The following is a 22,713-nucleotide window of genomic DNA, read 5'->3' on the forward strand; positions in this document are numbered from 1 at the left end:
ATAATGGGTCAGCGACTTACATTCTGTAGCGAGGTTAACCGAATAGGGGAGCCGTAGGGAAACCGAGTCTTAACTGGGCGAATAGTTGCAGGGTGTAGACCCGAAACCGGGCGATCTATCCATGAGCAGGTTGAAGGTTGGGTAACACTAACTGGAGGACCGAACCCACTAATGTTGAAAAATTAGGGGATGACTTGTGGATCGGAGTGAAAGGCTAATCAAGCTCGGAGATATCTGGTTCTCCTCGAAAGCTATTTAGGTAGCGCCTCGAGCGAATACCATTGGGGGTAGAGCACTGTTTGGGCTAGGGGGTCATCCCGACTTACCAACCCCATGCAAACTCCGAATACCAATGAGTACTACTCGGGAGACACACGGCGGGTGCTAACGTCCGTCGTGAAAAGGGAAACAACCCAGACCGCCAGCTAAGGTCCCAAAGTAATGATTAAGTGGAAAACGATGTGGGAAGGCATAGACAGCTAGGAGGTTGGCTTAGAAGCAGCCACCCTTTAAAGAAAGCGTAATAGCTCACTAGTCGAGTCGGCCTGCGCGGAAGATGTAACGGGGCTAAAATCATTCACCGAAGCTGCGGACTTGCATTATGTGCAAGTGGTAGAGGAGCGTTCTGTAAGCCTGCGAAGGTGTCTTGAGAAGGATGCTGGAGGTATCAGAAGTGCGAATGCTGACATGAGTAACGATAAGGGGAGTGAAAAACTTCCCCGCCGAAAGACCAAGGGTTCCTATCCCATGCTAATCAGGGTAGGGTGAGTCGGCTCCTAAGGCGAGGCTGAAAGGCGTAGTCGATGGGAAACAGGTTAATATTCCTGTACCGGCCAATACTGCGATGGGGGGACGGAGAAAGCTAGGCAAGCGCGGCGTTGGTAGTCCGCGTGAAAGTGTGTAGGTTGAGAGACTAGGAAAATCCGGTTTCTTAAGACTGAGACACGAGACGAGTCACTAAGGTGATGAAGTTGCTAACGCTATGCTTCCAGGAAAAGCCTCTAAGCTTCAGGTATTGGTGACCGTACCCTAAACCGACACAGGTGGTCAGGTAGAGCATACCAAGGCGCTTGAGAGAACTCGGCTGAAGGAACTAGGCAAAATAGTACCGTAACTTCGGGAGAAGGTACGCTCTTTGATGTGAAGCCCTTGCGGTGTAAGCATTGGAGAGTCGCAGTGACCAGCTGGCTGCAACTGTTTATTAAAAACACAGCACTCTGCAAACACGTAAGTGGACGTATAGGGTGTGACACCTGCCCGGTGCCGGAAGGTTAATTGATGGGGTTAGCGCAAGCGAAGCTCTTGATCGAAGCCCCGGTAAACGGCGGCCGTAACTATAACGGTCCTAAGGTAGCGAAATTCCTTGTCGGGTAAGTTCCGACCTGCACGAATGGTGTAATGATGGCCAGGCTGTCTCCAGCCGAGACTCAGTGAAATTGAAATTGCGGTGAAGATGCCGTATACCCGCGGCTAGACGGAAAGACCCCGTGAACCTTTACTATAGCTTGGCACTGAACATTGACCCTACATGTGTAGGATAGGTGGGAGGCTTTGAAGTTGGAACGCTAGTTCTGATGGAGCCGTCCTTGAAATACCACCCTTGTATGTTTGATGTTCTAACGTAGGTCCCTGAATCGGGATTGCGGACAGTGTCTGGTGGGTAGTTTGACTGGGGCGGTCTCCTCCTAAAGAGTAACGGAGGAGCACGAAGGTTGGCTAAGTACGGTCGGACATCGTACGGTTAGTGTAATGGTAGAAGCCAGCTTAACTGCGAGACAGACACGTCGAGCAGGTACGAAAGTAGGTCATAGTGATCCGGTGGTTCTGTATGGAAGGGCCATCGCTCAACGGATAAAAGGTACTCCGGGGATAACAGGCTGATACCGCCCAAGAGTTCATATCGACGGCGGTGTTTGGCACCTCGATGTCGGCTCATCACATCCTGGGGCTGAAGTCGGTCCCAAGGGTATGGCTGTTCGCCATTTAAAGTGGTACGCGAGCTGGGTTTAGAACGTCGTGAGACAGTTCGGTCCCTATCTGCCGTGGGCGTTGGATGATTGAGTGGAGTTGCTCCTAGTACGAGAGGACCGGAGTGAACGAACCGCTGGTGTTCGGGTTGTCATGCCAATGGCATTGCCCGGTAGCTACGTTCGGAACGGATAACCGCTGAAAGCATCTAAGCGGGAAGCCGGCCACAAGATGAGTCATCCCTTAGACTTCGAGTCTACTAAAGGGTCGTTGAAGACCACAACGTTGATAGGTGAGGTGTGGAAGCGTGGTGACACGTTAAGCTAACTCATACTAATTGCCCGAGAGGCTTAACCATACAACGCCCAAGATGTTTTAAGAAAAGAATACAGTGTGAATTTACTTATCAGATTGCCGAATATTGGAACACGTTTTTATCAAATCCTTCCATGGATTTGACCCTAACGGGCAGCACTAAAGTGCGTTAAAACGTGTTCCCTACAAGTTTTTGCCTGGTGGCAATAGCGCTGTGGAACCACCTGACTCCATTCCGAACTCAGAAGTGAAACGCAGCTGCGACGATGGTAGTGTGGCATTCGCCATGCGAGAGTAGTACACCGCCAGGCACCTCATTCAATAGAAAAGCCCTACTCGCAAGAGTGGGGCTTTTTTATTGGTTGAAATACCCTAGCCGGTGCACTGCTCGAGCCGGGCGACACCATGCGACAAAAACGTCTGGAACGTTTTTGGACAGCTTTAGCTGGCCGCGCAGCGGCGAACCCCAGGCAAGGGGTGAGCAAAGTAGTACGGTGAAGCCGGGAGACGACAAGCCAACAGTTTGGTTTGACGCCGGCTGAACGCCCTTCGCTCTGCGAAGGGCATGAAGGCACCTCATTCAAGCAAAAGGCTTATCCTAACGGGTAAGCCTTTTTGTGTTGAAGCGCCTCGCGGCGCTGGTGGCATTGAGCAAAGCCATCCTTGGCCTGCATCGCTTCGCGACCTGCCTGCGGCAGTCCAAATTCGTTCCTGAGGAATTTGTCGCCATGCGATTTGGTACTTAAGAATAGTAAAAGGCAATTAAAGCAGTTAGCTCGAATTGTTCCGAGTAACGAAGTACGCCGTTAGACAAATTTTTAACGGGACGTCACCATCATGCTCAAAACTCAAAACTCAAAACTCAAAACTCAAAACTCAAAACTCAAAACTCAAAACTCAAAACTCAAAACTCAAAACTCAAAACTCAAAACTCAAAACTCAAAACTCAAAACTCAAAACTCAGCGTTAATACACCTTCCTTCTGAACGTGTGTTCAGTACCGCCCAATCTCTGGGTTCGCTCTAATCACGCGTGCAGTATCAATGACAAAACGCTTCCAAGCATGGCCACGGTATTAACAATGGCTTTCTTATAAAATTTAAGAGATAAAACCGTGCTTTTATGTGGTTAAAAAGCATTTCATTAGCAACTCAGTGGTTGTTGCTGCACGAGGTATGGCTTGAGTTGTGGCTAGTTGTTGGAAAAAGCATCAGTTAAGTCGCATTTGCGTGTTTTTGCAGTCGTAAATATTGTTTGCTGCATGGTTAATTCACTATTCTAAACAATAAAAAACCCACTAAAAAGTGGGCTTTTGATAAGAAAGGATTAATTACATTTTTGGCATGACAACAGTGTCTAACACGTGGATCACGCCATTGCTTGTTTTAATGTCTGTAGCAATTACTTGCGCGCCGTTGACATAAACTTTGCCATCTTTTACTTCAATGGCTAAATCTTGACCTTGTACAGTCGTTGCTTTAGTTAGTTTTACAACATCAGCAGCCATCACTTTGCCAGCGACTACGTGGTAAGTTAAAACGCTGGTAAGCGCTTCTTTATTTGCGACTAACGCATTTAAATCTGCAGCAGGGATTTTGGCAAATGCGGCATCATTTGGTGCGAATACAGTAAATGGGCCTTCGCTTTTTAACGTATCTACAAGATCAGCCGCTTTTACTGCAGTGACTAAAGTGGTGAAATTGCCAGCAGCAACGGCAGTATCAACGATATCTGCTTTCATGCCATGGTTGTGCGCTTGTGCGACAAAAAATAATGATGTTGCTAATAACGAACCTGTGATCATACGTGAGAGTTTCATAATTTTTCCTTTTAGCTTTAGGTTAGACATAAAAGTCGCAATAGAAACGCTGTAGACAGTTGCAAGGATCAGATTTATATTTTTTAATTTTGCTGAAACCAGATGTTAACTAATTACGTAGCTGGCACCATTAATGCAAACATGATTGATAATATGCCCTTTTTTTGCTGCATTTTTGCTTTAAAAATCGCCAAAGTGAGTCTTGTGCAACGTGTTTTATGAATTGATCCATTTGCTATGTCGGTACGAGTTGACTAGTAATTGCCAGTCAAATAGTTGCATACTATTGTCGAATGATCACCAATATGGCTATAACAATGTTTATGCAAGTTTGTCGCGCAGCAAGAACTTTATGGGTTGTTTTGATGTTACAAATCGTGGGATGTAGTCAAGTCAGCACATACGCGCTGGATCCGCTGCAACAGCAACGTTTGGCACAAGCCAATTTGCAATATAAAAGTTTAATTGCGGATATAGAGCAAGGCCCTGATCCCGCTAGATTAGCCACGTTACGTAAGCATTATATAAGTACTTCGTTTTACCAGCCTCATACCATGACGGAACGCGTGTTATCGACAGCAATGTTTGATGCTATCAAACAGCAGCAATGGCAAGATTGCTTGTTACAAAGTGACAAAATTTTAAAAACAAACTATATCAGCCTTAATGGTCATTACGGTGCCATGCTTTGTCATTTGGAAAGTCAGCAACAGACACAGGGCGAATATCATCAAGAGGTGTTAGACAGCTTAATGGCGGCTATCTGGCAAAGTGGCGACGGTAAAAGTACTGCTTCAGCTTTTCAAGCTACCAGTACAACTGAGTTGTATACTTTTATCCAAATGCATGGTTTTGATATTCAAGCACAAGCGTTGCTTTGGCAGGATGACACGCCTTATGACGTGATGACGATTGTGAATCCAAGAGATGGTACTGAGTTTGTTTGGTATTTTGATATCAGTGCACAAATGTTGCGTAGCAAGTCAACGGCAGGGCTATGATGCAAGATCGTAATCTACGTAACTTTTATATCCCCGAAGAGCAGTCTATTTACCTCTTAAATGCCAATGATGCGAAAAAGCTGAAAGACTGGGTGGCGCTTTGTATTGATGAGTTAGAGAAACTGGGATACCAACAAATTAGTTTACTGGGTAAGGGCGCTTATGGCTTTGCCTTTGCGGGTTTTGGTATTGATGAGCATCCTTATGTTTTTAAATTCTCACGGATCAATTTGCCGCAGCATATTCAAGAACGTTTAGCGGATGAAGCCTTTATGCTATCGCAGGTCGATCATCCTGCAGTGCCGCCTTTTGTCACTTATCAGGTGATTAAAAAGCAGGGGATCTTAATGATGGGGCGGGCTCCCGGTATCGATCTGGAGCAATATAGCTTATTACATGGGCGTTTACCGGTAAAACTCATCATTTCTATTGCCGGACAATTAGCCGATTTACTCTGGCATTTACGACGTAATCAAAAAGACGGTGAAGCCTTACCGATTGTCCATGGCGATGTTAAACCGTCTAATTTGGTGTTTGATGAGGAAAGCGGCCTCGTAAGCTTAATTGATTGGGGCTCATCCGTTTTTGCACAACTTGATCATGAAGGACATTACTTATCCAATAATGTGATGCAACTGATGTCGGCAGACTTACAGAATTCGAATGCTCGAATGGGGGATGTATATTTCACTGGGCCTGAGCAACGTGCGGGGCAGTTATCTAGCCCGCGTTTTGATGAGCAAGGTGTTGCCAGCACGCTATATGCCTTAGCATCCGGCCAACCTAGCCGCTTTGGTCGTAAAGCGATTCCGGCTAGAAGTCTTGGTTTACCGCTCGAATTTGCCACTATGCTCGATGGTATGTTGTCCGATGATTTAACATTACGCGAACAAGCAGGGGACTATTTTTTACAGCATATGGCCCGTTTGCAGCGCTTAGTGTTACCAGAGCTGCCATTGTTTAATGATGATCCTTTGTTACCGGTGTGGGTAAGCGATCAACAGCGTGAATTAGACACAGTGGTTTACTCTTCACGTAAATCGTTTTTGCGGGAGCACAATGAAGATAAGGATATTGGCTATGTCGATGATGTGCAACTCGAGCGATATTATAAAAATTATTTAGAAGGTATGGGCGAGACAGAAAAAGCCTTTATTGCGGCAGTCAGCCGTTTAGCCCGTTATCCGGTGGTAGGCGGTATTGCGATCCACTGGCAAGCTAATGGGGTTTATATCGATTGTAGCTTAAACTTGTACAATGATAAGTTGGCGCGAGCCTTTGCATTAGCTGTTAATAATGTGGTGACTTTAGCGCGCGCGATCAGCAAAGTTGGTATCTTCAAAGCGTGTTTATTCAATGCCCGCAACACCATTCATATTAGTCGTGAGTCGACTCAGCTGCCTTTTATTCCGGCGGAGAATAGCGTCATTCCTTATCAATTAGCCCCGGTGATCAGTTTAGAAGAGGCCAGCAAGCAACATTCTTACTTTGAAGATGGTAAAGATCCGGATGAGCAATTGGTGTTGCCTGATGCGATTATGGATGATATTGCTCGGCTTAACTTAATTCGACATACCGGTTGTATTATCTTTGAGGTAGCGCCACTTTATATGAAAGTGCATAGCTATTACCGCTTACTCGATCCTACCGCTGAACGCGAGTTTAATGCCTTACTACAAAGTATTTTAAGTAAAGTTGCTTTAATCAGTGGTGAAGGCGTCGGTGGCTTTATGAAGTTGCCTTACAAAGATACGCGACGCTTTAGCCATCAACCACAAGCGCCACAATGCTTGTATCCGGCAAATCCATATAGTTTTGTCGTTTAATACGGCAAGGCTGTTGAAATAAGCAGCAAACCAAGCTTTCCGCGCTGAATGTCGCGCTCTGGCTGCGTGGTTTAAGCTAAAAAAGGTTTAAATTAACGCTTAAAACAAGTAATGTATGGCCTTTAGTGTAACCTGAATTTGATAAGAAGTATGTCGAGCGAGAAAAGCGCCAATTACCGTTTATTGCTAGAGCAAGCACGTGGCTTGTTAGAGCACGAATCTGATCTGATCGCCAATATGGCTAATCTCAGTGCCTTGTTGTTTAATGGCTTACCCGATCTCAATTGGGCAGGCTTTTATATTATGCGCGAAGGTGAATTAGTTTTAGGCCCGTTTCAAGGGCAAGTGGCTTGTGTGCGCATTGCCGTGGGTAAAGGTGTTTGTGGAACCTGTGTGGCCACAGGCGCTATTCAACGGGTGGCAGATGTCCACGAGTTCCCGGGTCATATCGCTTGTGATGCTGCCAGTAATTCAGAAATTGTCTTACCCGTGCGGCACAATGGTATCGTGATTGCGGTACTCGATATTGATAGCCCTTTACTAAACCGCTTTGATGACATTGATGAAGATTATCTGGGTCAGTTAGTCGACATTTTTGAACAACGTTTGGCTCAGGTTTAATGAAAGATTTATTATCTGTGCAGGATTATTTACTGCAAGTTGATGAAGTCGGTGACTGGGATGGCGAAGAAGAGCTAGTAGCAGATAAGTTTAATGCTATTGCTCACGCTGTCTGGGATGCTTTACCCGACACCCTAACATCAGTAGAAATAGCGTTTTTGATGCCGCAATTGTGGGAACAATTGCGCGGAGACACTATTTTATTGGATGTAGATCAAGACGAGTTGGTTGGTTGGGCGCTATCTTTTGTCCAACAACAAATAGATGAAGGCATAGCAGAACTGCTTGCTGAACAAGATGATGAAGAAGAGTGAATCCTGAATGACAAATTCCCCTGCTGAGCTAGTTGAAGCAACAGACCTACCTACTGCCGAACATGCAAAACTGGCCAATGTGAAAGATGTACTGGCGTATTTAGTCAGTGAATTCCCATTGTGTTTCGCTGCTGATCAACAAGTTAAACCTCTGAAAGTAGGTATTTTTCAGGATTTAGCTGCACGGCTTGCTGCAGATAGCCCAGTGAGTAAAACCCAATTACGTCAAGCGTTAAGAGTTTATACCTTAAGCTGGCGTTACCTTGAATCTGTAAAAGAAGGCGTTAGTCGCGTTGACCTTGACGGTCAAGCTGCAGAGCAAATTGATGCACAACAAGCTGAGCATGCCGCAAAATTATTAGCTGAAAGTAAACAAAAAGCCGCTGAGAAGCGTAAAGCTAAAATGCAAGAGCAACGTGCTAAGCAAAACGTCGCCAAACCTGTTGCTGCCGGTGTTGATAAAAAAAGACCGAACAAAATGGCAGAACGCGTCTCTAAGGCTCAGAAGGTGCCAGCAAAAGCGACACCTGTAAAAGCCACAATTGACGTTGCGCCCGTTGCCGTCACGTTAACAACCGTTGAACCGACGCAGTTAGCGACAGGTGATAAAGTGCTTGTTAAATTAGGCTCGTCACCGATGCACGCCACGATAACTGAAGTGAATTTACCGGATGTAACGGTGCAACTTGGTTCTGGCATGATCATCAAAACACGTCAGGATAGCTTGTACAAAGCTTGACGAATATAGAGAGTGTTATGAAGAAATTATCCCTGATAACGGTTGGTTTATTTTTAGCTTTAGGCGTAACAGCAACAACACCTGAGCCACTCGACAGTAGTGCGCTACCGGTTATTAGCCAATCAGCTCAACATGCCACAGCGAGTAAGCGCATTGCAGCAACATTCACGCGATCGCATTATTTGCCTGTGCAATTGGATGATGCGTTGTCGGGACGAATTTTTGACCTCTATTTAAAAAATCTCGATTATTATCGCAATCACCTGATGGCGTCAGATATTGCTGATTTCGAGCAATACCGTAATCAATTTGATGATGGCATTAATCGTGGCAATTTAACGTTTGCTTTTGACATGTTTAATTTGGCGCAACAGCGCCGTTTTGAGCGTTTTGACTTTGCGTTAGCGCAGTTAGCGCAAGATTACGATTTTGCTGTCAACGATGAGTACGTTTACGATCGTGAAGATGCTGCTTGGCCAGCCGATTTAAATGAATTGAACGAGTTATGGCGTCAACGCGTCAAGTTTGATTTGTTAAATCTTAAACTCACCGGTAAGACCGTTGATGAGGCGAAAGAGATCCTGACTAAGCGTTATAAAAACACGCAAAAACGCTTAGTACAAACACAAAGTGAAGATGTGTTTCAAATTGTGATGAACTCTTTTGCCCGTGCTGTAGAAGCGCACACCTCATATTTATCACCTCGTAATGCTGAACGTTTCCAACAAGAAATGAACTTACAGCTAGAAGGTATTGGTGCGGTATTAAGAGCAGACGAGGATTACACCGTCATTCAAAGCTTAGTTCCCGGTGGTCCTGCTGACTTAACACAGAAAATTAAGCCAAAGGATCGTATTGTCGGTGTCGCACAGGAAGCGAAAGACTTTGTTGATGTCGTAGGCTGGCGGTTAGATGATGTGGTCGATCTGATCAAAGGGCCCAAAGGCAGTAAAGTACGTTTACAAGTATTGGGTGGCAGCGAAGCGAACAGCCAAACACAAGTGATTGAGATTGTTCGTGATAAAATTCGTTTAGAAGATCGAGCAGCCAAATTTGAAATACTGGCCCCTAAATTAAGCGAGTTACAAAGTAAAATCGGTGTCATTAACATTCCTGGTTTTTACAACAATTTATCAGAAGATGTGAAAAAGCTTCTGGTAGAGGCCAATGAACAAAAAGTGGATGCGCTTATTATCGATTTACGTGGTAATGGCGGTGGTTCTTTACAAGAAGCCACATTATTAACCGGTTTATTTATTGATCGTGGCCCAGTGGTGCAAATCCGTTATGGTGATGGCAAAATTGGCTTAAATGGGGACAGCGATGGCGTATCTTATTACGACGGCGCCTTAACCGTATTGGTCGATCGTTATAGCGCTTCTGCTTCAGAAATTTTTGCCGCGGCGTTACAAGATTATGGCCGTGCTCTTATTATAGGTGAACAAACCTTTGGTAAAGGTACGGTGCAGCAGCATCGTGGTATTGGTCGCATCTATGATATGTTTGAGCAACAACTAGGTAGCGTGCAATACACTATGGCCAAGTTTTATCGGATCAATGGCGGCAGTACGCAACACAAAGGTGTGATCCCTGACATCACCTTCCCATCGCCAATAGATCCAGCGGAGTGGGGTGAAAGCAAAGAAGAATATGCCTTACCTTGGGATGCCATTGCGCCTGCGCAATATCAAGGGTCTACGGGTATTCAGCAACAAGTGCCGATTTTGCAGCAAAAACATCAACAGCGCTTAGCCAAAGAAACGGAATTTCAGTATTTGCTAACCGATATTGCCGAGTATCAACAGCAAAAAGATGAGAAAAGTGTGTCGTTGAACAAAGCAGAGCGTATCGCCAAACGCGAAGCGGATGAAGCGCGTGCGCTAGCGCGTACAAATGAACGGTTAAAACGTTTAGCGTTACCTGCGGTGACCTCAGTAGATGATGCCCCAGAGTTATTATCTAAATTGGATCCGTTTTTAGAAGAGGCGGCGCATATTACTGTTGATTGGATACAGTTAAACCAAGTCGCTAAAAAATAAAACATGATTTAGCCAAAGGCGGTTTTTACCGCCTTTCTTTTATGTTACAAAAAAGACACCATAATAATTATAAAAGGGCCTTATAACGATGGCAGCGCCAAAATCCCCCAGTATGTTAGATGCGTTAATACCCATGGTGGTATTAATTACGTTACTTGGTTGTTCGGTTTATTTGTTTAAAGATGATTCCTCATACGGGCCCAATCAAATTGCGTTATTCATTGCCGCAGCAGTCGCGTCCTTAATTGGTTTGAAAAACGGTTACCATTGGCAAAGCATCGAACAAGCGATCGTCAAAGGCATCTCGGTGTCCTTAGCCGCGGTGTTGATCTTATTGGCGGTAGGTGCGTTAATTGGTACTTGGTTATTATCGGGCACGGTTCCCACTTTAATCTATTATGGTTTGCAGCTTTTAAATCCTTCTTGGTTTTATGCCGCCAGCTGCCTGCTGTGTGCCATCGTTGCCATGAGTATCGGCAGCAGTTGGACAACGGCCGCTACCATTGGTGTCGCCTTAATTGGTGTAGCAAGTGGCTTAGGGTTGTCTCCCGCTATTGCGGCTGGTGCTATTGTGTCAGGGGCCTATTTTGGCGATAAAATTTCGCCCTTAAGTGAAACGACCAACCTTGCTCCTGCGGTGGCTGGTGCCGATCTTTTTGAGCATATTCGTCATATGTTGTGGACGACTATTCCGAGTATTATTCTGGCGCTGTTTGGCTTTGTGATCATTGGCTTTAACAGCGATGTTTCTGCGGATTTCCAGCATATCACTGACATTAGTAACATCTTACAGCAACAATTCAATATTAGTTTATGGTCATTAGTACCGTTATTAGTGCTGTTGGTCATGGCGATCAAAAAAGTCCCCGCATTTCCTACCGTCTTCATTGGTGCCTTGTTGGGCGGTGTGTGGGCGGTATTATTTCAAGATGATCTCCTGAGCCGTTTAGCATCGGATGATTTACCGCGCGCCGTGGCTGTTTTTAAAATCATTTGGCAAACTTTATTCGCCGGCTTCTCTATCTCTACCGGTAACGAAAGTATGGATGACTTACTCAGTGGCGGCGGTATGGCCAGCATGCTCAATACCATTTGGTTAATTTTTAGTGCTATGGTGTTTGGCGCTGTGGTTGAACACATCGGTTTACTACGCAAGTTTGTTGAAGCCATCTTAAAGTTAGCTCGCAGCAGTGGTTCATTGATAGTCAGTACCATGGGCACCTGTTTAGCAACCAATATTTTAACGGCAGATCAATATATTTCGATTGTGATGCCTGGGCGGATGTTTAAAGAGGAATATCAACGGCGTAATTTGGCCCCCGTAAATTTATCTCGAGCGCTAGAAGATGGTGGCACGATCACCAGCCCCTTGATCCCATGGAACACCTGCGGTGCTTATATGCACGGTGTATTAAATGTGAACCCACTGGATTACTTTATTTATGCGTTCTTTAATTTAATTAACCCAATATTGGCCGTAATTTATGCTTACATGGGCATAAAAATCCTAAAACTGACGCCTCCTAAATCAGTGGTTGAACGCGTATTGGCAAATTAAATTCATTATATTTACTATCTTCGCTGATGCTTAAACGCCTGAAGCTGATGATCTTAATGCTAACGTCTCGTTATGGCGATAAGGGCTTTGTTTTACTTATCCCATAATCTAGCCTCAGGCTGGTTTGTGGTGATAAGTAACGATTTTAGGAAAAAGGCGAAAAGCCGCCCGACTGAGTTAGCCGCATCAGATCTTGTTTAGGTTTTTGTTATTGAACAGCGACTTCAACACAGGATTTTTTATGAACGACACTTTACATCGTCAACCCAAACGGCTTGCAGACTATCAACCTTCTTGTTTTACTATTCGTACCATTGATTTAACCTTTGAACTAGCTGCCACGGCAACTCGGGTGACGTCTATATTGCGTTTTAAGCGTAATATGCCAGGTAAAATGGTGTTAGATGGTCAACAATTAATTTTAGAGAGCATCACGTTAAACGGTGAAACTTTAACTGCTGCCCAGTACGAACTTACCGCTGATAGTTTAACGTTAAGCAATGCCCCTGATGAGGGTGAATTAGAAATTGTTACGCTAATTAACCCAGCGCAAAATACCGCTTTAGAGGGCTTATACTTAGCCGATGGTGTGTATTGCACCCAGTGCGAAGCGGAAGGTTTTCGGCGTATTACTTATTATCCCGATCGCCCTGATGTCCTAGCGATATTTAGCACCACCATCATCACCGATAATCAGGCATTACTGTTTTTATTATCGAATGGTAATAAAATCAGTGAGCAAACCTTATCTGATGGTCGTCGTGTAGTGCGTTGGGAAGATCCCTTTCCCAAACCCGCTTATTTATTTGCTTTAGTCGCGGGAGATTTTGATTGTCTTAGCGATAACTTTGTTACCGCTTCAGGGCGTTCAGTGCTGCTTGAGTGTTATGTGCAGAAGGGCGATTTACCACGAACTGAGTTTGCTATGGCTTCACTAAAGCGGGCGATGCGCTGGGATGAAACACGCTTTGGTTTGGAATATGATTTAGATCGTTATATGGTCGTCGCTGTTGATTTTTTTAATATGGGCGCGATGGAAAATAAAGGCTTAAATGTTTTTAATAGTAAATTTGTTTTAGCGGATGCGCAGTCAGCTACAGATTTAGATTATTTTAATATTGAATCTATTATTGGCCATGAATATTTTCATAACTGGACGGGCAATCGCGTGACCTGCCGTGATTGGTTTCAGTTAAGTTTGAAAGAAGGTTTAACGGTTTTTCGCGATCAAGAATTCAGTGCAGATATGGGCTCACCCACCCTCAATCGAATTGATGCCGTTAAAGTTATGCGCACCGCCCAGTTCGCCGAAGATGCCAGCCCAATGGCGCATCCGATCCGACCTGAGCAAGTGATCGAGATGAACAATTTCTATACGGTAACGGTGTACGACAAAGGCGCCGAGGTGATCCGCATGTTGCAAACCATTTTAGGTAAAGCAGGCTTCAGTGCAGGTTTAAAGCTGTATTTGCAACGCCATGATGGCCAGGCGGTTACCTGCGATGATTTTGTTCAAGCAATGCAAGATGCCAGTGGTATTGATTTAACGCAGTTTCGGCATTGGTATAATCAGTCCGGCACACCTGAGCTTACGGTAAAACAGCAATATGATGCAACAAACCAGCAATTAACGTTAGATATTAGCCAATTTACTCCTGCCAGTGCTGAGCAAGCAGAGAAATTGCCTTTACTGATCCCGGTACGGATCGAATTGCTCTATCAAGATGGTACTCCCGCTCGGGCTGAGCTATTACTCCTGTCTGAGCAGCAACAACAGTTTAAATTAGATCAAATACCTCAACAACCGTTAGTGGTGTGGTTAGAAGATTTTTCAGCACCGGTAAAATTACATACTAGTTATCAAGCAACCGATTTATTAATGATTGCCAGCAGCGCCAGTAATGGTTTAGCGCGTTGGGATGCGATGCAACAATATTGGTCGTTATTAATTGCTGAAGCGATAAAACAGCAGCAAACACCCGTGTTATCAGCTGAATTAATCGCGGTATTTCGTGGCTGGTTGCTAAAGCCGTTAGCCGATCTGGCTTTAACGGCAGAGCTATTAACCTTGCCTGATTTTGATACTTTGGCAGGGCAATATCATGAGATCCCGGTAGCAGCCTTATTGCAATGTCTCACCTTGCTGCAGCAGCAGATAGCGAAAAGTTTACAGGCCGACTTTGCTGCTTGTTATCAGCAAATCACTCGCGAGCCTTATCAATACAGTGAGCAGGCGGTAGCAAAGCGTGCTTTAAAGCGGCGCTGTTTAGGTTATTTAGCCTTGACTACAGAGGGGGAGAATTGGGTGGCGCAGCATTATCAGCAGGCTGACAATATGACCGATCGTTTAGCCGCGTTGCAATCGGCGCAGGCGGCCGCCTTGCCAAGCGCAGCGCAGTTGTTAGAACAATTTGCACAACAGTATCATGCCAATGTCCAAGTTATGGATAAATATAGTAATTTGGTTGCCGTTACGCTAGGTGATGATGTTTTTAGTAAGATGCAGCAAGTTACCGAGCGCAGTTGGTTTAGTTGGAAAAACCCAAATCGCATCCGCGCATTATACAGTGCCTTTTCACAGCGTAATCCGCAACAATTCCATCGGGCAGATGGCAAGGGGTATCAGTTACTAGCCGATGTTGTCAGTAAATTAGATCCGGTCAATCCACAATTAGCCGCGCGTTTATTGACGCCATTATTGTCTTGGCGACGTTATGATAAAGTACGAAAGCAGCAATTAATTGCCATGCTATCGGCATTGTTGGCCCAGCCTGGTTTATCGGATGATGTCTTTGAAAAAGTCAGCAAAAGCTTGCCATGAATCGCCAGTACCTGTTCTCCGGTTTTATTTCAACTGAGAAGTGTCAGCAGTTTTACCGCGGTGAAATACGCTATGTTATTGTTACTGCAGACAGTGGCGAACGTATCCAATTGGCTTTTAAGCACTTTAAACCTTTTATTAGTCAATTGGGGATCCGAGGACGATTTCGATTAACCTTGACCAACAACGGAGATTTCTTTAGCTTAGAGAAAATTAATTAGAGTAATAACTTCAAACGATAGCCTGCTGAATATTCTTAATTTGATTTGTGTTATTTCTATATTAATCAATGCTTTGGTGATTTTGGTCTCTGGTCTGTCCTGATGGGTTAAACTGTGGTCTGACCAAATCGCATGCCATATTGGCTAAAAAACGAAAAAATGAATGTAAATCAATAGATTTACGCTGTAGCAAGCCTTGCTAACGCCCAAAAATGATGTAATTATTTTAGTGAAAGAGTCTGCTTATGCTTGGGCATAAGAAACAGATCACAACTAAAAGAACAGACCATAACCTGTTAGACAGGGGGGAGACAACAACATGTTAAAAAGTCCCAACCGCTTTGCAAAAAGCCCATTAGCTGCGGGTGTCACTGCCGCGCTGCTCATGCTCGCCTATGCACCTGCACAGGCAGCATCCTTTAGCTTAGGTGATGTTGATATCGTTTTCGATTCAACTTTCTCTTACGGTGCCAGCTGGCGTACTGAAGAACGCAACTGGGATACCATTGCGAAAGTAAACCATCCACGTTTTGATTGGACAGGCTATAACGCGGCCACTAACGTGATTTACCCCTCTGCTGATATCTGGGCTCAACCAGGTGCTTATTCAAGCAACGGTGATGCGGGTAATTTGAATTTTGATCGTGGTGATATGTTCAGTAGCTTATTTAAAGGCTTACACGAAGTTTCCATCACTAAAGATAACATCGGCTTTTTTGGCCGGTTTATGTATTTTTACGACACTGCACTGAACAACGGTAACTTTGCTTATAGCAATCCGTTAAGTGGTGCTAGTGTTGACCCATGCGCTGACGATCGTTCAAGCGAGTTAGCCTGTAAAGATATTCGCTTATTAGATGCATACATCTATGGCAACTTTTCTTTCAATGACGGTATGACGCCGGTGACCGTGCGTTTAGGTAATCAAGTATTAAGCTGGGGTGAAAGTACTTTCATTCCACACGGTATAAACATTACACCCGTTGACGTAGGTATTTTACGTGCACCGGGCGCCGATTTAAAAGAAGCCTTTATTCCAACGGGTATGTTTACTGTATCGATAGGTTTAACTGAAAACCTGTCGACAGAAATGTTCTATCAATACGATTGGCAAGAAAGTTATTTACCGCCTCCAGGCACTTATTTTTCAACCAATGACTTTGCTGGTCGTGGTGGTTATGCACAAAACATTCAGCTAGGTTTTGCTGGTAACCCTGATATCGATCTGGCGTTCTTGCTACAAAACTTAAATGGTTTAGGTGCTGCAGTTGCCGCAGGTCAAGTCAGTGCAGCGCAAGCAGCGCAATTATACTTAGCCTACCCAACAAAAGTGGCGTTACGTCCAGCGGGCTCTGCGGGTGAGTTAACGCCTGAAAATGGCGGTCAGTACGGTATTAAATTTGAATATTTTGCACCTAGCTTGGGTGATACCGAATTTGCACTGTATTATATGAACTACCATAGTCGTGTACCTGTTATATCCGGTGTTGCTTCTAACTTTGGCTCAGCGGCTATTCAAGCTGATATTGGTTACTTGGTACAAAACGCAGGTAACTTAGATGCCAGCAATGTACAAAATCTACAAGCGTTCTCTAAAGGCATCTTAGAATACCCTGAAGATATCAAATTGTACGGTTTTAGTTTTAACACTAACTTAGGTACCACCTCTGTAGCGGGTGAGATTTCTTACCGTCAAGATGATCCTCTACAAATTGATGACGTGGAGATTTTATACGCGGGTATGCCAGAGCAGTTAGCCAATGCAGGTTTACGTCCTGATTTAGCGGGTATTTCTCAGTTAGGTCGTGACATTGGCGTAAAAGCCACACCAGGTAACTATGCGCAAGGTTATATCCTACGTGATACCGCACAAGCTCAAGTCACCTTAACCCATTTGTTTGGCCCAATGTTAGGTGCTGATAACTTTACGATGTTGGCTGAAGTCGGTGGTGTCAGAATCAACAATATGCCAAGCCAAGACGTATTGCGCTTAAACGGGCCCAGCACCGATCGTAGCGGTGGCCCGTTAATTGGTGCTAATGGCGTGTCAGATGGTTTGCATACTGGCTTATCAAATGGTGCTGAAACAAACCCGTTCCCAACTGCGTCAGCCTGGGGTTACCGGATCTTAGCAAAAGCTGATTACAATAACGTGTTTGCTGGGGTGAACTTATCTCAACGTTTAGTGTTATCACATGACGTGAATGGTATTACACCTGACCCACTGTTTATGTTTGTTGAAGATCGTAAGTCGGCATCTTATGCCTTGTCTTTCGATTATTTGAGTAAATGGTCTGGTGAACTCAGTTACAACTGGTTCTGGGATGGTGTTGGTACAACAAACAACATTGCAGATCGCGATTTTATTTCATTCAATATTAAATACTCTATTTAAGGGACGAGCACGAATTATGAAAAAACTCACCCTGTTAGCTTCAGCTGTAGCGTTAGTGTTCAGCTGTAATGCACTGGCTAAATTACCGGCTGATCAAGTTGCCCGTTTAGGTCAAGATCTTACGCCAATTGGCGCAGAACGCGCGGGCAATGCCGATGGTTCTATTCCGGAATGGACTGGTGGTATTAAATCTGCTCCAGCGGGTTTTACCCCGGGTAATCACCATCCAAACCCATTTGCTGATGACAAAGTGTTATTTACTATCAGCAAAGCGAATCTTGAGCAATATCGTCAGTTTCTAAGCCCTGGCCAAATTGCTTTATTTGATTTGTATCCTGATACATTCAAAATGAATATCTACCCAACACGCCGTAGTGCGTCTTTTCCACAGTACTTTTATGATGCAACTAAACAAATTGCTGGTAGTGCTGAGTTAGTGCAGGGGGGCAATGGTTTACGCAATGCCGCTATTGGTATTCCGTTCCCTGTGCCATCTAACGGTGTTGAGGCGGTTTGGAACCACATTGTACGTTACCGTGGTGTAGCCGCCTCTCGTAATGGTGGCCAAGCTGCACCGACGTCGAATGGTACTTTCACGATCATTGGTTTTGACGAAGAAATCATGTTCAAGTATTCACATCCTGATGCGACGCCGGCTGCATTAGAAGCGGAAAACATCCTGTTCCGCTTTAAACAAAGCGTAAACTCACCTGCGCGTTTAGCGGGTACAGCGTTGTTGGTGCACGAAACCATGGACCAGGTGGCAACACCGCGCCAAGCATGGACTTATAACACCGGTCAGCGTCGTGTTCGTCGCGCACCAAACGTGGCTTATGATGCACCAGGTACTGCGTCAGATGGTCTGCGTACCACGGACGATTTCGATATGTTCAACGGTTCTCCAGATCGTTATGAGTGGACGTTAAAAGGCAAACAGGAAATGTTTATTGCCTACAACGATTACAAACTGCATAGCAACACCCTTAAGTATGACGATATTTTGCAAGCCGGTCATATTAATCCAGAACATGTGCGTTATGAAAAGCACCGTGTGTGGGTGGTTGAAGCAACCTTAAAAGAAGGTACCCGTCATGTTTATGGTAAGCGAGTATTCTTTATTGATGAAGACAGCTGGCAGATCCATGTAGCGGATTTATATGACAACCGTGGTGATTTGTATCGTGTTGCTGTTGCTCATGGCTTGAACTACTACGAAGTGCCAACGCACTGGAGTACTTTAGAGGTGTATCACGATTTGAACTCTCGTCGTTATATCGCTATCGGTTTAGATAACGAAGACAAGATGTATGATTTCTCGGTAACCCTGTCTGATAATGATTTCACACCAGCTTCGCTGCGTCGTGAAGGTACTCGATAACACTTAGTTCGAAACAAGGCTGGCTAGTAGCCAGCCTTTTTTTTAACAAGACAAGTGTCATTCACTGCTATATTTTAATTAACTGACGCGCTAAGCAGAGTGAACTCAGCTCATGTATAACAAAATTTTTACCGGATGTCTGGCCGTGATGTTCCTGGTTCAGGGTGCTTATGCACACGCCAGCGATGCAGACGAAAACACCGAAATGTCGCCTAAAGCGGCTTATATGATGCCGTTGGCAAGCCAATCGCTCTTAACTGATGTGGTTAAGGTCGGGCAGCAAGGTTTTGCAGCTGTGGGTCAACGTGGTCACATATTGCTGAGCAATGATGCCAAAAACTGGCAACAAGCTACTGTGCCTGTTCAATCATTACTTACTTCGGTCTATTTTACAGACGATCAGTATGGCTGGGCGGTTGGGCACGACGCGACCATTTTACATACTCAAGATGGTGGCAAAAACTGGCAACTGCAGCAATTCCTGCCAGAACAAGATAAGCCTTTGATGGATATTTATTTTTTCAATCGGCAACAAGGCTTGGCTATTGGCGCATACGGTCTGTTTTTTACGACGTCTGATGGTGGAGTGTCTTGGCAACCGACCTTCCACAAAACCTTAGTTTCAGCAGATGACGCTGAATATTTAGCTGATTTAGAAGAAACCGATCCTGAAATGTATTTATTAGAACGCGAGTCGGTGTTGCCACATTTTAATCGGTTAATTGTCAACGATCAGCAAATCATCATGGTGGGCGAAGCGGGTTTTATGGCCAAAAGTGACGACGCCGGCGCTAGTTGGCAGCGTTTAGAAGAATTTTACAATGGCTCCTTGTTTGCTGTGCATCGCACAGAACAGGGCAGTATTGTGACTGCGGGTTTACGCGGTCACGTTTTTTTAAGTGAGGATGATGGCGATAGTTGGCAGCAAATTGATTTGCCGGTGTCTGCTACCCTCAACAGTCTTTTTGCTGATTCAGCAGGTCGACTGTTTATCACTGGTAATGCTGGCGCACTGCTGCGAAGCGAAGATAACGGTCAAAGTTTTCAAGATATGTCACAAGCCGATGGTCGCGCTATTTTAAATGGTGTCGCCCTTGGTGAGCAGTTGTTACTGGTCACTGAGGTAGGCATTAAATTAACACCATTAAGTAAGTCTGAATAATATGAGTATGAATTGGCTGGTAAATAAAATTGAAATTGGCTTGTTTCGGCATCGGCTGATCGTGATTGTGCTTTTTGCACTCACCACGTTATTGCTGTTGTTTAAAGCAACAGACATTAAATTGGATGCCGCTTTTAGTAAGAACATCCCCTTAAAGCATGAATACATGCAAACCTATCTGAAGCATGAAGCGGATTTTGGTGGTGCAAATAACATTCTGATCGCCATGTGCGATGCCAGTGGTGATATTTTCAATGCCAATTTTTTTGATAGCTTTCGTCGTGCCCACGATGATGTGGTGTATACACCCGGTATTGAGCGGGTATTAGTTAAATCTCTGTTCAGTCCTAGTACGCGTTTTATTGAAGTGGTAGAAGATGGTTTTGCTGGTGGCCCAGTGATCCCGGCTAATTTTACGGCTGACGCGCGTGGTCTTGCCAAAGTAAAAGAAAATACCGAAAAAGCGGGTGTGGTTGGCCGGATGGTTGCTGACGATTACAGCTGTGCCATGATCACCGCTTCGTTATTAGAGTTGGATCCAGAAACCAACTTACCCGTCGATACCATTGCTTTTGCCTCGACGTTAGAAAACGACATTCGGGCAAAATATCAATCTGAGCAAATCAGTGTGCATATTATTGGTTTTGCCAAAATGGTTGGCGATGTGGCTGAAGGTGCTAAGGGTGTCGTGGCGTTCTTTGGCGTTGCGATTGTAATCACTTCCATCATGGTATTTTTGTTCTCCGGCTCGTTAATGCTTACGGTATTGCCCATTGCTTGTTCATTAATTGCGGTGGTTTGGCAAATTGGTTTATTAACGGTACTGGGTTTTGGTATCGATCCGATGTCGATACTGGTACCGTTTTTAGTCTTTGCCATTGGTGTAAGTCATGGTGTGCAAATGATTAACTCCACCGGTAAACGGGTTGCTAGCGGCATGAATGCAAAAACGGCCGCCCAAGCCAGCTTCCGCAAATTGTTAGTACCAGGTGGTGTGGCGCTGTTATCGGATACGGTGGGTTTCTTAACGCTATTAATTATCGAAATTGGCGTGATCCGTGAGCTTGCTATCACAGCCAGTTTAGGTGTTGCTGTGATCATCCTGACTAACTTGGTGTTGTTACCGGTGTTAATGTCGTTTGTGCGCTTTAGCGATAAGTACAAGCAAAAAGTAGCTGCGCCTAATCTGCGCGCGGAAAAAGTATGGATGGCCTTATCGGCCTTCGCAACTCGGCCTTATGCAACGGTCATTTTACTCGCTACGGCCTTGTTATTTGCTTATGGCCATTGGCAAAGCCAGCAGTTAAAAATCGGTGATCTGCATGCCGGTGCCCCGGCTTTACATGAAGACTCTCGTTATAACCAAGATACCTTTATGATCACCGACCGTTTTGCAATTTCGGTGGATTATATCAATGTGATGGTTGAAACCATTCCAAGTGCTTGCACTCACCATGAAATAATGGATCGGATCGATCAATTTCACTGGTTAATGGAAAACGTACCTGGGGTGCAGTCAGCCGTTTCTTTGCCGTCGGTATCAAAAGTGATTAACGCAGCCTACAACGAAGGTAATGCGAAATGGCGAGTTTTACCCCGTAACACACAAAGTTTGGTGCAAGCGTCTTCGCGCGTTGAAACCAGCACGGGTTTACTTAACGCCGATTGTTCGGTGATGCCAGTGATGTTGTTTTTAGAAGATCACAAAGCTGAAACCATCGAGCGTGTTGTTGCTGCGGTGAAGCAATACGGTGCAGAATTAGGTGATGAGCAAACGCGGTTTGCGTTAGCGACAGGCCCTGCAGGAGTGATGGCCGCCACCAATGAGGCGGTGAGCGATGCGCAACAACCGATGATGTGGTATGTCTATGCTGCGGTCATCGTATTGTGTTTACTGAGTTTCCGCTCTGTTCGGGCAACGGCTGCCGTGATTATCCCGCTGTATGTCGTATCCGTGTTAGCGACCGCGTTAATGACGAAACTGGAAATCGGTTTAACCGTATCAACGTTGCCAGTGATTGCGCTGGGTGTGGGTATTGGTGTTGATTACGGCATTTATATTTTATCAACAATGAGCCAGCAGTTGCGTGAAGGTATGCCACTGCGCCAAGCTTATTTTGAAGCCTTAAAAGAGCGGGGCAGCGCAGTCTTGTTTACAGGTATCACCTTAGCGATTGGTGTAAGCACCTGGGTGTTTTCAGCACTGAAGTTCCAGGTAGATATGGGGATCCTGTTAACCTTCATGTTTATTGTCAATATGCTCGGCGCTATTGTGGTTTTACCGGCACTGGCGAGCTTCTTTTGGCGCAAAAACTAAGCGATTGCGCTTAACGCGTTTTGACATATTTATGCAGTGATGCAATGAGAAAATGGCCGTAAGGCCATTTTCTATTTAGGGTGCTTGAATAATCAACCAAATCTTCAGGCTAAACACTGGTTTAACCAGCATAAAAGCCAGAAATATCACTTCAAAAGCGCTACAATAATTACTACACTGCACCTGCACCATCCCTTATAATTTTGTGGATCATGCGAC

Annotated in this window: 14 protein-coding genes and 2 rRNA genes (1 of these 16 only partly in view); 15 read left to right on the top strand and 1 reads right to left on the bottom strand. The window is 44.8% G+C overall.

The genetic code is table 11. The features are described 5' to 3' along the window. Both ACUJFL_RS09405 and rrf read left to right on the top strand, forming a co-directional pair. A 23S ribosomal RNA gene (locus tag ACUJFL_RS09405) occupies nt 1-2,326 on the top strand; it begins 559 nt to the left of the window's first position. A 153-nt stretch (nt 2,327-2,479) separates the two neighbouring features. Beyond that, a 5S ribosomal RNA gene (gene rrf / locus ACUJFL_RS09410) occupies nt 2,480-2,594 on the top strand. 1,019 nt (nt 2,595-3,613) lie between these two features. Here rrf and ACUJFL_RS09415 read toward each other — a convergent pair. Beyond that, nucleotides 3,614-4,102, bottom strand: a complete 489-nt coding sequence (locus ACUJFL_RS09415; RefSeq protein WP_226751684.1) for a fasciclin domain-containing protein — start codon at nt 4,100-4,102, stop codon at nt 3,614-3,616. A 305-nt stretch (nt 4,103-4,407) separates the two neighbouring features. Between ACUJFL_RS09415 and ACUJFL_RS09420 the strand changes: the two genes are divergently transcribed. The 13 genes from ACUJFL_RS09420 (at nt 4,408) to ACUJFL_RS09480 (ending at nt 22,494) form a co-directional block, all read left to right on the top strand. Then, nucleotides 4,408-5,103: a DUF4919 domain-containing protein gene (locus ACUJFL_RS09420; protein WP_445427305.1), complete on the top strand. Its 696-nt coding sequence runs from the start codon at nt 4,408-4,410 to the stop codon at nt 5,101-5,103. Beyond that, the gene (locus tag ACUJFL_RS09425; RefSeq protein ID WP_255654616.1) at nt 5,103-6,929 is read left to right on the top strand and encodes a protein kinase domain-containing protein; all 1,827 of its coding nucleotides are present in this window, start codon (nt 5,103-5,105) and stop codon (nt 6,927-6,929) included. The genes ACUJFL_RS09420 and ACUJFL_RS09425 overlap by 1 nt, the downstream gene beginning before the upstream one ends. Nucleotides 6,930-7,079: 150 nt before the next feature. Beyond that, nucleotides 7,080-7,550 carry a GAF domain-containing protein gene (locus tag ACUJFL_RS09430; protein WP_226751681.1) on the top strand — a complete coding sequence of 157 codons (471 nt, stop codon included), beginning with the start codon at nt 7,080-7,082 and terminating at the stop codon, nt 7,548-7,550. After that, entirely contained in the window at nt 7,550-7,864 is a 315-nt protein-coding gene (locus tag ACUJFL_RS09435; protein ID WP_226751680.1) for a hypothetical protein, read from the top strand. The genes ACUJFL_RS09430 and ACUJFL_RS09435 overlap by 1 nt, the downstream gene beginning before the upstream one ends. A 7-nt stretch (nt 7,865-7,871) precedes the next feature. Then, complete coding sequence (gene proQ, locus ACUJFL_RS09440) at nt 7,872-8,603, top strand: RNA chaperone ProQ (protein ID WP_445424710.1); 732 nt, start codon at nt 7,872-7,874, stop codon at nt 8,601-8,603. 17 nt (nt 8,604-8,620) lie between these two features. Further along, complete coding sequence (gene prc, locus ACUJFL_RS09445; protein ID WP_445427306.1) at nt 8,621-10,642, top strand: carboxy terminal-processing peptidase; 2,022 nt, start codon at nt 8,621-8,623, stop codon at nt 10,640-10,642. Between the two features lie 88 nt (nt 10,643-10,730). Next, nucleotides 10,731-12,200: a Na+/H+ antiporter NhaC gene (nhaC, locus tag ACUJFL_RS09450; protein ID WP_445424712.1), complete on the top strand. Its 1,470-nt coding sequence runs from the start codon at nt 10,731-10,733 to the stop codon at nt 12,198-12,200. 241 nt (nt 12,201-12,441) lie between these two features. Beyond that, entirely contained in the window at nt 12,442-15,021 is a 2,580-nt protein-coding gene (pepN, locus tag ACUJFL_RS09455; protein ID WP_445427307.1) for an aminopeptidase N, read from the top strand. Continuing rightward, a complete protein-coding gene (locus ACUJFL_RS09460; protein WP_306178743.1) occupies nt 15,018-15,242 on the top strand; it encodes a DUF2835 family protein in 225 nt (74 codons plus the stop codon). Before pepN ends, ACUJFL_RS09460 begins: the two co-directional genes overlap by 4 nt. A gap of 319 nt (nt 15,243-15,561) precedes the next feature. After that, nucleotides 15,562-17,637 carry a DUF1302 domain-containing protein gene (locus tag ACUJFL_RS09465; RefSeq protein ID WP_445424714.1) on the top strand — a complete coding sequence of 692 codons (2,076 nt, stop codon included), beginning with the start codon at nt 15,562-15,564 and terminating at the stop codon, nt 17,635-17,637. A gap of 13 nt (nt 17,638-17,650) precedes the next feature. Continuing rightward, entirely contained in the window at nt 17,651-19,015 is a 1,365-nt protein-coding gene (locus ACUJFL_RS09470) for a DUF1329 domain-containing protein (protein ID WP_306178753.1), read from the top strand. Nucleotides 19,016-19,163: 148 nt separating this feature from the next. Then, nucleotides 19,164-20,177: a WD40/YVTN/BNR-like repeat-containing protein gene (locus ACUJFL_RS09475; RefSeq protein ID WP_226751673.1), complete on the top strand. Its 1,014-nt coding sequence runs from the start codon at nt 19,164-19,166 to the stop codon at nt 20,175-20,177. Between the two features lie 7 nt (nt 20,178-20,184). Then, complete coding sequence (locus ACUJFL_RS09480) at nt 20,185-22,494, top strand: efflux RND transporter permease subunit (RefSeq protein WP_226751689.1); 2,310 nt, start codon at nt 20,185-20,187, stop codon at nt 22,492-22,494. Nucleotides 22,495-22,713: the final 219 nt, after the last annotated feature.

The sequence above is a fragment of the Alishewanella sp. HL-SH05 genome (assembly GCF_052655985.1).

Coding starts and splice junctions, on each gene's coding strand:
- ACUJFL_RS09415 (WP_226751684.1), bottom strand. CDS start 4,102: ATGAAACTCTCACGTATGATCACAGGTTCGTTATTAGCAACATCATTA.
- ACUJFL_RS09420 (WP_445427305.1), top strand. CDS start 4,408: ATGGCTATAACAATGTTTATGCAAGTTTGTCGCGCAGCAAGAACTTTA.
- ACUJFL_RS09425 (WP_255654616.1), top strand. CDS start 5,103: ATGCAAGATCGTAATCTACGTAACTTTTATATCCCCGAAGAGCAGTCT.
- ACUJFL_RS09430 (WP_226751681.1), top strand. CDS start 7,080: ATGTCGAGCGAGAAAAGCGCCAATTACCGTTTATTGCTAGAGCAAGCA.
- ACUJFL_RS09435 (WP_226751680.1), top strand. CDS start 7,550: ATGAAAGATTTATTATCTGTGCAGGATTATTTACTGCAAGTTGATGAA.
- proQ (WP_445424710.1), top strand. CDS start 7,872: ATGACAAATTCCCCTGCTGAGCTAGTTGAAGCAACAGACCTACCTACT.
- prc (WP_445427306.1), top strand. CDS start 8,621: ATGAAGAAATTATCCCTGATAACGGTTGGTTTATTTTTAGCTTTAGGC.
- nhaC (WP_445424712.1), top strand. CDS start 10,731: ATGGCAGCGCCAAAATCCCCCAGTATGTTAGATGCGTTAATACCCATG.
- pepN (WP_445427307.1), top strand. CDS start 12,442: ATGAACGACACTTTACATCGTCAACCCAAACGGCTTGCAGACTATCAA.
- ACUJFL_RS09460 (WP_306178743.1), top strand. CDS start 15,018: ATGAATCGCCAGTACCTGTTCTCCGGTTTTATTTCAACTGAGAAGTGT.
- ACUJFL_RS09465 (WP_445424714.1), top strand. CDS start 15,562: ATGTTAAAAAGTCCCAACCGCTTTGCAAAAAGCCCATTAGCTGCGGGT.
- ACUJFL_RS09475 (WP_226751673.1), top strand. CDS start 19,164: ATGTTCCTGGTTCAGGGTGCTTATGCACACGCCAGCGATGCAGACGAA.
- ACUJFL_RS09480 (WP_226751689.1), top strand. CDS start 20,185: ATGAATTGGCTGGTAAATAAAATTGAAATTGGCTTGTTTCGGCATCGG.